Annotated in this window: 10 protein-coding genes; 2 read left to right on the forward strand and 8 right to left on the reverse strand. The window is 70.4% G+C overall.

Features of this window, described 5'->3' with window-relative positions:
* Nucleotides 1–26 precede the first annotated feature (26 nt).
* Nucleotides 27–905 carry a phosphatase PAP2 family protein gene (locus C6N31_RS30850; RefSeq protein WP_138356711.1) on the forward strand — a complete coding sequence of 293 codons (879 nt, stop codon included), beginning with the start codon at nucleotides 27–29 and terminating at the stop codon, nucleotides 903–905.
* A gap of 8 nt (nucleotides 906–913) precedes the next feature.
* On the opposite strand, the gene C6N31_RS30855 is transcribed toward C6N31_RS30850, so the two are convergent.
* The 8 genes from C6N31_RS30855 to C6N31_RS30890 form a co-directional block, all read right to left on the reverse strand.
* Nucleotides 914–2419, reverse strand: coding sequence for a CoA-acylating methylmalonate-semialdehyde dehydrogenase (locus C6N31_RS30855; RefSeq protein ID WP_138356712.1), 1506 nt, complete (start codon nucleotides 2417–2419; stop codon nucleotides 914–916).
* 204 nt (nucleotides 2420–2623) lie between these two features.
* Nucleotides 2624–3076, reverse strand: a complete 453-nt coding sequence (locus C6N31_RS30860) for a hypothetical protein (protein WP_138356713.1) — start codon at nucleotides 3074–3076, stop codon at nucleotides 2624–2626.
* A 210-nt stretch (nucleotides 3077–3286) separates the two neighbouring features.
* A complete protein-coding gene (locus C6N31_RS30865; protein WP_138356714.1) occupies nucleotides 3287–4681 on the reverse strand; it encodes an NAD(P)/FAD-dependent oxidoreductase in 1395 nt (464 codons plus the stop codon).
* A gap of 61 nt (nucleotides 4682–4742) precedes the next feature.
* Complete coding sequence (locus C6N31_RS30870; RefSeq protein ID WP_138356715.1) at nucleotides 4743–5531, reverse strand: ABC transporter permease; 789 nt, start codon at nucleotides 5529–5531, stop codon at nucleotides 4743–4745.
* Complete coding sequence (locus tag C6N31_RS30875; protein WP_138356716.1) at nucleotides 5531–6472, reverse strand: ABC transporter permease; 942 nt, start codon at nucleotides 6470–6472, stop codon at nucleotides 5531–5533. The genes C6N31_RS30870 and C6N31_RS30875 overlap by 1 nt, the downstream gene beginning before the upstream one ends.
* Nucleotides 6469–7617 (reverse strand): ABC transporter ATP-binding protein, encoded by a 1149-nt coding sequence (locus C6N31_RS30880; RefSeq protein ID WP_138356717.1) that lies wholly within the window; start codon nucleotides 7615–7617, stop codon nucleotides 6469–6471. The genes C6N31_RS30875 and C6N31_RS30880 overlap by 4 nt, the downstream gene beginning before the upstream one ends.
* 38 nt (nucleotides 7618–7655) lie before the next feature.
* Entirely contained in the window at nucleotides 7656–8900 is a 1245-nt protein-coding gene (locus tag C6N31_RS30885; RefSeq protein WP_138356718.1) for a polyamine ABC transporter substrate-binding protein, read from the reverse strand.
* A gap of 72 nt (nucleotides 8901–8972) precedes the next feature.
* Nucleotides 8973–10487: a gamma-aminobutyraldehyde dehydrogenase gene (locus C6N31_RS30890; protein WP_138356719.1), complete on the reverse strand. Its 1515-nt coding sequence runs from the start codon at nucleotides 10485–10487 to the stop codon at nucleotides 8973–8975.
* A 294-nt stretch (nucleotides 10488–10781) separates the two neighbouring features.
* On the opposite strand from C6N31_RS30890, the gene C6N31_RS30895 reads away from it, so the two are divergent.
* Complete coding sequence (locus tag C6N31_RS30895) at nucleotides 10782–12464, forward strand: PucR family transcriptional regulator (RefSeq protein ID WP_164298103.1); 1683 nt, start codon at nucleotides 10782–10784, stop codon at nucleotides 12462–12464.
* The last annotated feature ends 11 nt before the right edge of the window (nucleotides 12465–12475 follow it).

The raw sequence follows: 12475 nt of genomic DNA on the forward strand, positions 1-12475 counted from the left end.
CCGCACCATCCCGCTCGTGGGTGACCATGGGCGACACCGCGCCGGCGACCCCCCATTGCCGGCACAGCAGTGCCCTCGCGCACGACAGCGCCGGAACGAAGCGTTTCGGCACTCTTCGCCGATCGATCGACCGCTCGTCCCAAACCCCCCGGGCCGAGCGGCACGGAGATCGACCTGGCCGCCTCGGAACTCTCCCCCCTGTTCCGGGGCGGCCGATTTTTGCCCTGAACCTGGTCCTGGCCGTCAGCCTGCTGCTCTTCGCGCTGATCACCTGGCAGGTCGTCGCCGGTGGCCCGTTGGTGGACGCCGACCGGTGGCTGCTCCGGCGTTTCCAGCACGCCGCCGCGCGGCACCGGAGCCTGCACGGCACCGGGCAGTTCTTCTGCGACCTCGGCAACGCGCAGATCGCGGTGCCGCTCCTCGCCGCCGCCATCGGCGCAAGCGCCTGGCGCGGCCGCCGGGCCGGGCTGTCGCGGTGGTGGGCGCGCCCGCTGGCCGCGGCGCTGGCCATGGCCGCGGTCCCGCTGATCGTCAGCGTCACCAAGACCCTCGTCGCCCGCCCCTCCCCCGGCCACCGCCGCCTCGGCCCCGGCTCCTACCCCGGCTTCTTCCCGTCCGGGCACACGGCGTCGGCGTCGGTCGCCCTCGGCGCCGCCGCCCTTCTCGTACTCCCGCTCGTCCGGAACGCCGCCCTGCGACGGCTGCTCGCCGCCGCGGTCCTGCTGGTGGTGGCCGCCGTCGGGGTGTCGCTGGTGTGGTGCGGGTACCACTGGCCGCTGGACGTCCTGGGCAGCTGGTGCCTGTGCGCGGCGCTGCTGTCGGGAGTGGCCATGACCCCGGCCGGCTCATCCGACAGCAGCGCCGGCCAGGCCCGGAGGACGGACCTGCCCGGCGCTGACGGCTAGCGAGCGGTTCAGCTGTTCGTCGGGAAGCCCAGGTTGATGCCGCCGTGGCTCGGGTCCAGCCAGCGCTGCGTCACCGCCTTGCCGCGGGTGAAGAACTTGACGCCGTCCTCGCCGTAGGCGTGCGTGTCGCCGAAGAGCGAGCTCTTCCAGCCGCCGAAGGAGTAGTAGGCGACCGGGACCGGGATCGGGACGTTGATGCCGACCATGCCGACCTCGACCTCGTACTGGAAGCGGCGGGCCGCGCCCCCGTCGTTGGTGAAGATCGCGGTGCCGTTGCCGTACGGGCTGCTGTTGATGAGCTCCAGACCCTCGTCGTACGAGTCGACCCGCACCACGGACAGCACCGGGCCGAAGATCTCGTCGTCGTACACGGACATGCCCGGCTTGACGTTGTCGAAGATCGTCGGGCCGAGCCAGAAGCCATCGGCGGTGTTTTCGCCCGAGATCGGGTGCTTGCGGCCGTCGACGGTGAGCGTGGCGCCGTCGGCGAGGCCCGCGTCGAGGTAGGAGGTGACCTTGTCGCGGTGCACGCCGGTGACCAGCGGGCCCATCTCGGAGTCGCCGTTGCAGCCGGGGCCGACCTTCAGACCGGCGATGCGCTCCTTGATCTTCTCGACGAGCTCGTCACCGACCGGGTCGACGGCGACGAGGACGGAGATGGCCATGCAGCGCTCGCCTGCCGCGCCGAACCCGGCGTTGACGGCGGCGTCGGCCGCGAGGTCGAGGTCCGCGTCGGGCAGCACCAGCATGTGGTTCTTGGCGCCGCCGAGGGCCTGGACGCGCTTGCCGTAGCTGGTGCCGGTCTCGTACACGTACCGGGCGATCGGCGTGGAGCCGACGAAGGAGACCGCCTTGATGTCCGGGTGCTCCAGCAGGCGGTCGACGGAGACCTTGTCACCGTGCACGACGTTGAAGACGCCGTCCGGCAGACCGGCCTCCTTCCACAGCCCCGCGATGAAGTTGGCGGCCGAGGGGTCCTTCTCCGAGGGCTTGAGGACCACCGTGTTGCCCGCGGCGATGGCGATGGGGAAGAACCACATCGGCACCATGGCCGGGAAGTTGAACGGGGAGATGATCGCCACCGGGCCGAGCGGCTGGCGGATCGAGTAGACGTCGACACCCGTGGAGGCCTGCTCGGTGAAGCCGCCCTTCGACAGCTGCGGGATGCCGCACGCGTACTCGACGACCTCGATACCGCGGGCGATCTCGCCCAGCGCGTCCGAGTGCACCTTGCCGTGCTCGGAGACGATGATCGAGGCCAGCTCGTCACGGCGGGAGTTGATCAGCTCGCGGAAGGCGAAGAGCACCTGGCTGCGCTTGGCCACCGACGCGCTGCGCCAGTCGGGGAACGCCTCGACAGCGGCGCTGACGGCCTGGTCGACCTCACGGATCGACGCGAAGTCCACCTGTCCGGTGACCGCCCCGGTGGCCGGGTCGTACACATCGCCGCGCCGCTCCGCGGTGCCGGTCCATGCCTGGCCGGCGATCCAGTGGGTGATGTTCTTGGTGGACACGGGGGGACCCTTCTCTCGTAAGCCTGCTGCCAGTCTTGCGAGGGCATGGCGAGGCGTACAAGCAGCAACGTGTCGGCGGCGCGTCGCGGGGCCTTACAGATCGTCGGACAGCCGGTGTCCGCGGAAGGATTCCGGGCCGGTTCCGGAGGGAACCCGAGCGGAGTCCAGGGGGAACCCAGGGGGGAATCCGGGGATCCCGGCGGGTCAGCCGTCACCCGCGAGCTGCGCGACGGCCTCGTGCATCGCCAGTTCCAGAATCACCGGATCGGTGAGGTGCCCGGTGCCGTCGGGCGGGATGAGCCAGCGGACGCCGCCGGTGGCCCGGCCGGGGTAGGGGACGACGATCCAGGTGCCGCGGCCCGCGCTGCGCACACCGGTGGCGATCCAGCGGGCGGCCGTTCCCGGAGGTACGAAGAACCCCATGCGGGAGTCCCCGAAGTCGGACAGGACCGGCCCGGGCCGGTCGACGAGCCGGGTGAGCACGTCCAGGGTCGGATAGCCGAGCTCGCCCGCCAGGATCAGAACGTCCCAGAGCCTGCCGGCGGGCAGCAACGTCACCCCGAGGGGGTTGCGTTCCCAGTCCCACCGGCAGGCCTCCGGATCGGGTGCCGCGGATACCAGCCATTCGACCGCACTCTTCGCACCGGCGCTGCCCATGCCGGTTCCTCCGTTCCGTGAAGCTGATACTGCTGACACGGAAGAGAGGGCCGGAAGCGCGGATCATTACGCGGGTTCGGCTACTGATTGGTAGTGCGGCGGCTCACGGCCTCCGGGCAGGGGTGCGCCTGGGGGGCGCGAGGCGCACACGACGAGTGCCCCCGGGCGCACTCCCCCAGGTCGTGTCGTCGAATGACCCGACGACGGTCCCTAGCTGTCGAAGCCCAGTCCCGCCTTGTCCATCGCCTTCAGCCACAGGTTGCGCCGGCCTTCGTTGCGGTCGGCGCGGTCCAGCGACCACTTCGTGAGGCCGATCCCGACCGAGGTGAACGGCTCGGGCGGGAACGGCATCGGCTTGCTGCGGACCATCTTCAGTTCGGTGCGTTCGGTGCGTTCGCCGGACAGCAGGTCGAGCATGACGTCCGCGCCGAAGCGGGTGGCACCGACGCCCAGGCCGGTGTATCCCGCCGCATAAGACACCTTTCCGCCGTGGGCGGTTCCGAAGAACGCCGAAAAGCGCGAACAGGTGTCGATGGCGCCGCCCCAGGTGTGGGTGAAGCGCACGTCCTCCAGCTGCGGGAAGCAGCGGTAGAAGTGCTGGGCGAGCTTGAGGTTGGTCTCCGGGCGCTGGTCGCGCTCGGCGGAGAGCCGGCCGCCGTAGGGGTAGATGGCGTCGTAGCCGCCCCACAGGATCCGGTTGTCGGCCGAGAGCCGGAAGTAGTGGAACTGGTTGGCGCTGTCGCCCAGTCCCTGGCGGTTCTTCCAGCCGATGGAGGCGAGCTGCTCCTCGCTGAGCGGCTCGGTCATCAGCGCGTAGTCGTACACCGGGACGATGTACGGCCGTACCCGCTTGACCAGCGACGGGAACACGTTCGTGCCGAGCGCGACCTGCCGGGCGAAGACCCGGCCGTACGGGGTGCGGACGGCCATGCCGGCGCCGTTCGCGGTGAGCGCGGTGGCGCGGGTGTGCTCGTGGATGCGGACACCCAGCCCGAGGCAGGCGCGCTTGAGGCCCCAGGCGAGCTTGGCCGGGTGCACCATGGCGACGCCGGTGCGGTCCCACAGCCCGCCGAGGAACGTCGGGGAGTCGACCTCGGCGCGCACCTGGTCCTGGTCGAGCAGTTCCAGCGCGATGCCGTGCTCCATCGCCTGCCCGGCGGCCTCGTGCAGTTCCTCGAGCTGGTGCGGCTCGGTGGCCACGTCGATCTCACCGGTGCGCTCGAACTCGCAGTCCAGGGAGTAGCGGGCGACCGCCGCCTCGATCTCGTCGAGGTTGCGGTCGCCCAGCTCCTCCAACCGGGCGAACTCGCCGGGCCAGCGGGTGAGTCCGTTGGACAGCCCGTGGGTGAGGCTGGCGGCGCAGAAGCCGCCGTTCCGCCCGGAGGCGGCCCAGCCGATCTCGTTGCCCTCGATCAGCGCCACGTCGCGCGACGGGTCGCGCTCCTTGGCGAGCAGGGCGGTCCACAGCCCGGAGTAGCCGCCGCCGACGACCAGCAGGTCGCAGTGCTCGTCACCGGTGAGCGCGCCGAGCGGCTGCGGCTTGCCGGGATCCTCCAGCCAGAAGGGTGTCGGCCGCGCGTCTGCGAGCGAACGGGCTGGGTCCATCTGTTCTCACACCTTTTGGTGATCGGTTCGGTTCCGGTCGATCGGGTACGGACGTGCGGTGTTACGCGCGGGCCTTGCGCCGGCTGCCGAGCAGCTGCCCGGCGACGACGACGAGGACCGCGATCACGAACATCGCGGTGCCGATCACATTGATCTGCACCGGGGTGCCGCGTTGCGCCGAGCCCCAGACGAACATCGGGAACGTCACCGTCGAGCCGGCGTTGAAGTTCGTGATGATGAAGTCGTCGAAGGACAGGGCGAAGGACAGCAGGGCGCCGGAGGCGATACCGGGTGCCACCAGCGGGAGGGTAACCCGCAGGAAGGTCTGGAGCGGGGAGGCGTACAGGTCCTGCGCGGCCTGCTCCAGGCGCGGGTCCATGCTCATCACGCGGGCCTTGACCGCGGTGACGACGAAGCTCAGGCAGAACATGATGTGCGCGATGAGGATGGTCCAGAAGCCGAACGGGACGCGCATGTTGAGGAAGAGCGTCCCCAGCGAGGCGGCCATCACGACCTCGGGCATCGCCATCGGCAGGAAGATCAGCATGTTGGTCGTGCCGCGCGCCTTGAAGCGGTAGCGGGCGAGCGCGAAGGCGATCATCGTGCCCAGCACCGTCGCGCCGATCGTGGCGTACAGCGCGATCTGCAGGCTGAGGCCGAGCGAGCCGCACATGTCGGCGACGTCGCAGGGGTGCTCCCAGGCGTCGGTGGAGAAGCGTGTCCACTCGTAGTTGAAGCGCCCGTTCGGCTTGTTGAACGAGAACACCATGACGACGAGGTTCGGCAGGATCAGGTACGCGAGGCAGAGCACACCCGCGAAGACCACCAGGTTCTTCCGTATCCAGCGCATCAGACCAGCTCCTCCGTTCCGGCCTTGCGGATGTAGAACATGACCATCGCGAGGATCACCGCCATCAGGATGAAGGACAGGGCGGCGGCCGTCGGGTAGTCGAGCACGCGCAGGAACTGGGACTGGATGACGTTGCCGATCATCTTCTGGTTGGTGGTGCCCAGCAGTTCGGCGTTGATGTAGTCGCCGGTCGCCGGGATGAAGGTGAGCAGGGTGCCCGCGACCACGCCCGGCATGGACAGCGGGAAGGTCACCTTGCGGAAGACTGTGAAGGGCTTGGCGTACAGGTCGCCGGCCGCCTCGTGCAGCTTGCCGTCGATGCGCTCCAGCGAGGTGTAGAGCGGCAGGATCATGAAGGGCAGGAAGTTGTACGTCAGACCGCAGATCACCGCGAGCGGTGTGGCCAGTACGCGGTCGCCCTGCGTGATGCCGAGCGAGGACGTCAGATCCAGGATGTGCAGCTGGTTGAGGGTCTGCACCACGAATCCGCCGTCGGCCAGGATCGTCTCCCAGGCGAGGGTGCGGATCAGGAAGCTGGTGAAGAACGGCGCGATGACCAGGATGAGGATGAGGTTGCGCCAGCGGCCGGCCCGGAAGGCGATGGTGTACGCGAGCGGGTAGCCGATCGCCAGGCACAGCACGGTCGCGATGGCGGAGTACTCGAACGAGCGCAGGAACTGCGGGTAGTACTCGGTCAGCGCGTCCCAGTAGGTCGCGAAGTGCCAGGTGACCTTGAAGCCCGCTTCCAGCGAGCCGGTCTGCACGGACGTGGACGCCTGGTAGATCATCGGCGCCACGAAGAACACCAGCAGCCAGGCGATGCCCGGCAGCAGCAGCCAGTACGGCACCCGGCGCTTGCGCCCGGCGGCCCGGCGCATCGCGGCCGGGACCGGCGCCGGGGTCTCCGGCGGGGCGGGCGGCCGGTCGGTGACGGTGCTCATGCGGCTTCCACCTCCTGCACACCGGCATCGATGTCCTGGGCCGCGTCGAGGCCGAAGGTGTGCGCGGGGTTCCAGTGCAGGACGACGGGGGCGCCGGGCACCAGCCGCGAGTCACGGTCGACGTTCTGCACGAAGACCTCCAGCTCCGGGCAGACCGGGCTGTCGATCACGAACTGGGTGGAGACGCCGATGAAGCTGGAGTCGACGATGCGGCCGGGTATCCGGTTGCGCCCGTCGGCGATCGAGTCCTCGTCGTCGCGGTGCGCGACGGATATCTTCTCGGGGCGCACGCCGGCCAGCACCCGGCCGCCCACGGCCGTCTTCGCCGAACAGCGCGCGGTGGGCAGCGCGAGCTTCTGGCCGCCCGCGACGAGCAGCAGATCGTCGCCCGAGGTGCCGGTGACCTCGGCCTCGATGAGGTTGGAGGTGCCGAGGAAGTTCGCGACGAACGTCGATCCCGGGTTCTCGTACAGGTCGGCGGGGGCGCCGAGCTGCTCCACCCGTCCGCCGTTCATCACCGCGACGGTGTCGGCCATGGTCATGGCCTCCTCCTGGTCGTGGGTGACGTGCACGAAGGTGATGCCGACCTCGGTCTGGATGCGCTTGAGCTCCAGCTGCATCTGGCGGCGCAGCTTGAGGTCCAGGGCGCCGAGCGGCTCGTCGAGCAGCAGCACCTTGGGGTGGTTGATGAGAGCGCGGGCGACCGCGACGCGCTGCTGCTGGCCACCGGAGAGCTGGTTCGGCTTGCGGCGGGCCATCGAGCCCAGCTCGACGAGCTCCAGCATGTCCTCGACCTGCTTCTTCACCGACTTGATGCCGCGCCGGCGCAGGCCGAAGGCGACGTTCTCATAGATGTCCAGATGCGGGAAGAGCGCGTAGTTCTGGAAGACGGTGTTCACCGGGCGCTTGTACGGCGGGAGGGCCGTGACGTCCTCGCCGGACAGGGACACGGTGCCGGAGGAGGGGTCCTCGAGGCCCGCGATCATGCGCAGGGTCGTGGTCTTGCCGCAGCCGGAGGCGCCGAGCAGGGCGAAGAAGGAGCCCTGCGGGATGGTGAGGTCGAGCGGGTGGACGGCGGTGAAGGCGCCGTACCGCTTGCTGATCCCGGAGAGGATGACCTCGCCGCCGGAGGAGTCGTGTGTCATGGGGTCGCTTCCCGTAAGTCGTCAGTCGTCAGGTGCGGTCAGGCGCCGATGAGTTTGGAGAACTTCTGCTCGTACGCGGTCTCCTCGGCGGAGGACAGCAGGCGGAAGGAGTGCGTCTTGGCGGCCATCGCGGCGTCCGGGAGGATCAGCGTGTTCGCGGCCAGCGCCGGGTCGATCTTCGCGAGTTCGTCGCGTACCCCCGCCACCGGGCAGACGTAGTTGATGTAGGCCGCGAGCTGGGCGGCGACCGGCGGCTCGTAGTAGTAGTCGATGAGCCGCTCGGCGTTCTTCTTGTGCCGCGCCTTGTTGGGGATCACGAGGTTGTCGGTCGACGAGAGGTAGCCCGCGTCGGGGAAGACGTACTCGATGTCCGGGTTGTCGATCTTCAGCTGGACGAGGTCGCCGGCCCACGCGAGACACGCGGCCATGTCGCCCTTGGAGAGGTCCGCGGTGTAGTCGTTGCCGGTGAAGCGGCGGATCTGCTTGGAGTCGACGGCCTTCTGCACCCGGGCTATCGCCGCGTCGAAGTCGTCGTTGGTGAAGGAGGCGGGGTTCTTGCCCATGTCCATCAGCGTCATGCCGACGGTGTCCCGCATCTCGGTGAGCATCCCGACCCGGCCCTTGAGCGTGGGGTCGTCCAGCAGCTGCGAGACCGAGGTGACCTTACGGCCGTTGGTCGCCTTCTTGTTGTAGGCGATGACGGTGGCGATACCGGTCCACGGGTACGAATAGGCGCGGCCCGGGTCCCAGTCGGGGCTGCGGAACCGCTGCTCCAGGTTGGCGTACGCGTGCGGCAGGTTGGACGCGTCGAGCTTCTGCACCCAGCCGAGGCGGATCATGCGGCCGGCCAGCCAGTCGGTGAGCACCATCAGGTCGCGGCCGGTGTCCTGGCCGGCGGCGAGCTGCGGCTTGACCTTGCCGAAGAACTCGACGTTGTCGTTGATGTCCTCGGTGTACTTGACGTTGATACCGGTGCGCTTGCCGAAGGCGTCGAGTGTCGGACGGTGCTTCCCGTCGTCCGTGACGTCGATGTACTCCGTCCAGTTGGAGAAGTTGACCGTCTTCTCCGACCCGGAGTGGTCCTCGGTCGTGGCGGCGGCGTCCTTCTGGCCGCCCGCGGCGGGGATGCCGCAACCGGTGAGGCCGGTCAGCCCTGCCGTCGCCACGGCGCCGAGTCCGGCGGCGCGCAGCAGCGACCGGCGGGCGAGCGCACCACGCCCGTTGGTCATGGTGCGCCGTATCGCCGCGAGCTGGGGAGGCGAGAGTGTCTCGTACTGCTCCATGCGCTGTGCCCTTTCACGGGAGGCCGGCCGGGAACCGCCTGGGGTCCGGCCGGAGTCCGGGGTCCGACCGGGTTATCGGTCTCCGAAGATCGTGCGGTGCCAGTCCTTGCGGACGATCGCGGTGTTGTCGTACATCACATGCTTGACCTGCGTGTACTCCTCGAAGGAGTACGCGGACATGTCCTTGCCGAAGCCGGACGCCTTGTAGCCGCCGTGCGGCATCTCGCTGAGGATCGGGATGTGGTCGTTGATCCAGACACAGCCCGCCTTCATCTCGCGGGTGGCCCGGCTGGCGCGGAAGACGTCGCGGGTCCAGGCGGACGCGGCCAGGCCGTACGGGGTGTCGTTGGCGAGCGCCAGGCCCTCGTCGTCGCTGTCGAAGGGCAGCACGACGAGCACCGGGCCGAAGATCTCGGACTGGACGATCTCGCTGTCCTGCGCGGCGCCCGTGATGAGGGTGGGGCGGTAGAACGCGCCCGCCGCCAGCTTGTCGCCGGGGGCCTCGCCGCCGGTAACGACGGTGGCGTACGCGCGGGAGCGGTCGACGATCGCCGCGACGCGGTCCCGCTGGAGGTGCGAGATGAGCGGGCCGAGGTCGGTCGACGGGTCGAACGGGTCGCCGAGCCTGATGCCCGCGAAGAGGTCGGCCACCCCGGCGACGAACGCGTCGTACAGCGGCCGCTGGACGTAGGCGCGGGTCGCGGCGGTGCAGTCCTGGCCGGTGTTGATCAGAGAGCCGGCGACCGCGCCGTGCACGGCCGCTTCCAGGTCCGCGTCGTCGAAGACCACGAAGGGCGCCTTGCCGCCGAGTTCCAGGTGCAGCCGCTTGACGGTGCGGATGGCGATCTCGGCGACGCGCTTGCCAACGCCGGTGGAGCCGGTGAAGGAGGTCATGGCGACGTCGGGGTGGCCGACGAGGTGTTCGCCGGCCTCCTTGCCCGCGCCGCTGACGATGTTGACCACACCGTCCGGGATACCGGCCTCGGTGGCCGCGCGGGCGAACATCAGCGAGGTCAGCGGGGTCAGCTCGGCGGGCTTGAGCACGATGGTGTTGCCCGCGGCGATGGCCGGCAGGACCTTCCAGGCCGCCATCTGCAGCGGGTAGTTCCAGGGCGCGATCGAGCCGACGACGCCGACCGGCTCACGGCGCACGTAGGAGGTGTGGTCGGCCGAGTACTCACCGGCGGCCTTGCCCTCCAGATGGCGGGCGGCCCCCGCGAAGAACGCGGTGTTGTCGACGGTGCCCGGTACGTCGAACCCGGCGCTCAGCCGCAGCGGCTTGCCGCACTGCAGCGACTCCACGAAGGCCAGGTCGTCGGCCTGCTCGGCCAGCACCTCGGAGAAGCGGTGCATCGCGGTGGAACGCTCAGCCGGGGTGGCACCGGACCAGCCGGGGAGGGCGGCCTTCGCGGCGGCGACGGCGGCGTCCACGTCCGCGGCCCCGGCGAGCTCGTAGGTGTACACCGCGTCACCGGTGGCCGGGTCGACCACGGAGTGCTGGTGGCCTGAGGTGCCCGGCCGCGAGGCTCCGGCGATGTACTGGGCCCCGTCCGCGAACCGGTTCTTCACGTCGAAACGGTGGTCCATGGTGTCTCCTCGCATCCGCTTGGCGCCGTGGCCGAAGACTGGATTGATGGCTGATCCTGGCAGAGTAGCCTTGGGCCAACAAGGGATTCCGTTGTTGCCTTTTGGTTACGCGACGAAATCTGTCTTCCGTGATCTGCCACACAGTGGCTTTCCCCGGCGTCCCGAGGCACGATGCCGGAGCGCTGCGCGCGGCGTAACCGTCACACCGCAACCGGTGGCGCGGAGAGCTTTACACTCTGCCCCCGGCAGTGGCGTCAGGCCACGCCGGACGCCGTCCCGACCGGAGGTCACACCGTGTTTCCCACCGTCGCCCAGGTCCTGGAACTCGACGCGCTGCGCCGCGGCGCGCCGCGGGTCGTCGCGGGCGCCGCCGGGCTGCACCGGCCGGTGCGCTGGGTGCACATCAGCGAGCTGGCCGACATCGCGGGGATGCTGCAGGGCGGCGAGCTGGTGCTGACGACCGGCGTGATGCTCCCGGAGGACAAGGAGTCGCTGGCCCAGTACATCGACGCCCTCGCGGACGTCGGCGCGGCCGGGCTGGTGGTGGAGTTGGGCCGGCGGTACGCCGATGTGCTGCCGCGGCCGCTGGTCAGGGCCGCCGAGCGGCGCGGCCTCCCGCTGGTGGCGCTGCGCACCGAGGTGCGGTTCGTGAGCGTCACCCAGGCGGTGCACGCCCATGTGGTGGACGCGCAGCTGACCGAGTTGCGCGCCTCGGAGGCCGTGCACCAGACCTTCAACGAACTGTCCGTCGAGGGCGCGGAGGCCGACGAGGTCGTCCGGGAGGTGGCCCGGATGGCGGGCGCGCCGGTCGTGCTGGAGAACCTCTCGCACCAGGTGCTGGCCTTCGACCCGGCCGGCCACGACCCGGAGGCGCTGCTGGACGGCTGGGAACGGCGCTCGCGCGGGGTGGCCCCGGCCGGCAGGACCGGGTACGACCGGCGGGCCGGCTGGCTCGTCACCTCGGTCGGCGCGCGCGGCCGCGACTGGGGCCGGCTCGTGCTGGTGGGCGAGCCCGGTCCGCCGCCGCGCACCTCGGGCGAGGGCCGCCCGGTCACGACGACCGGTCCGCACCGGCACGCGGTCCTCCTCGAACGGGGCGCCGCCACCCTGGCCCTCAACCGGCTGCTGGAGCGCGACCGCGAATCGCTGGAACGCCAGACCCACCGCACCCTGCTCTCCGGGATCCTCACCCACGCGCTGACCGTCTCCGACGTGGCGCTGCGCGCTCGGGCGCTGGGCGTGCCGCTCGAAGGGCGCCGGCTGGTCGGCGTCATGCTGCGGCTGCGCGGCGGGCCGGCGTCGGCGGCGCTGGAGGCGCAGTCCCGGCTGCGGGACTTCACCGAGAACGTGGCGCTCGCGGTGCGCGAGCGCGGGCTGACCGCACTGACCGGGGCGCTCGACGACGGCGCGGTCGGCGTCCTGGTGTCGCTGGGCCCGCACGACGAGGAGCACCGGTCGCTGGAAGGCTTCGCCGCCGCGCTCGACCGGATCGTCGACCCGGCGTCCGAGGCGCCCGCGTTCGTGATGGCGGCCGGCTCCTCGGTGGGCTCGCTGCGCGACGCGCGGCGCACCCTGCTGGAAGCGGCGCAGGTCGCCGACGCGGCGCTGCACGGTTCACCGGGGGGTGCGGAGCGGCGCAGGGCCGGGACGTACTACCGGCTGCCCGACGTGCGGCTGCGCGGACTGCTGCACCTGCTGCGCGACGACGCACGGCTGCAGACCTACGTCGAGCGCGAGCTGGGCCCGCTGCTCGCCCATGACGCGGAACACGGCTCCGACCTGGTCCGCATCCTCTCCGTCTATCTGGACAACGGCCGCAACAAGTCGGCGGCGGCCGATGCCGCACACCTGTCCCGCCCCTCGTTCTACGACCGGCTGCACCGGGTGGAACGGATCCTGGGCGTCGACCTCGACCAGGTGGAGTCGTGCCTGTCACTGCACGTCGCGCTGCTGGCCCTGGAGGCCGTACGCCGCTGACCGCGGTCCGC

The organism is Streptomyces fildesensis, assembly GCF_016107395.1.
GTDB classification, from domain to species: Bacteria; Actinomycetota; Actinomycetes; order Streptomycetales; family Streptomycetaceae; genus Actinacidiphila; species Actinacidiphila fildesensis.

Coding starts and splice junctions, on each gene's coding strand:
- C6N31_RS30875 (WP_138356716.1), bottom strand. CDS start 6,472: ATGAGCACCGTCACCGACCGGCCGCCCGCCCCGCCGGAGACCCCGGCG.
- C6N31_RS30885 (WP_138356718.1), bottom strand. CDS start 8,900: ATGGAGCAGTACGAGACACTCTCGCCTCCCCAGCTCGCGGCGATACGG.
- C6N31_RS30870 (WP_138356715.1), bottom strand. CDS start 5,531: ATGCGCTGGATACGGAAGAACCTGGTGGTCTTCGCGGGTGTGCTCTGC.
- C6N31_RS30850 (WP_138356711.1), top strand. CDS start 27: ATGGGCGACACCGCGCCGGCGACCCCCCATTGCCGGCACAGCAGTGCC.
- C6N31_RS30890 (WP_138356719.1), bottom strand. CDS start 10,487: ATGGACCACCGTTTCGACGTGAAGAACCGGTTCGCGGACGGGGCCCAG.
- C6N31_RS30865 (WP_138356714.1), bottom strand. CDS start 4,681: ATGGACCCAGCCCGTTCGCTCGCAGACGCGCGGCCGACACCCTTCTGG.
- C6N31_RS30880 (WP_138356717.1), bottom strand. CDS start 7,617: ATGACACACGACTCCTCCGGCGGCGAGGTCATCCTCTCCGGGATCAGC.
- C6N31_RS30860 (WP_138356713.1), bottom strand. CDS start 3,076: ATGGGCAGCGCCGGTGCGAAGAGTGCGGTCGAATGGCTGGTATCCGCG.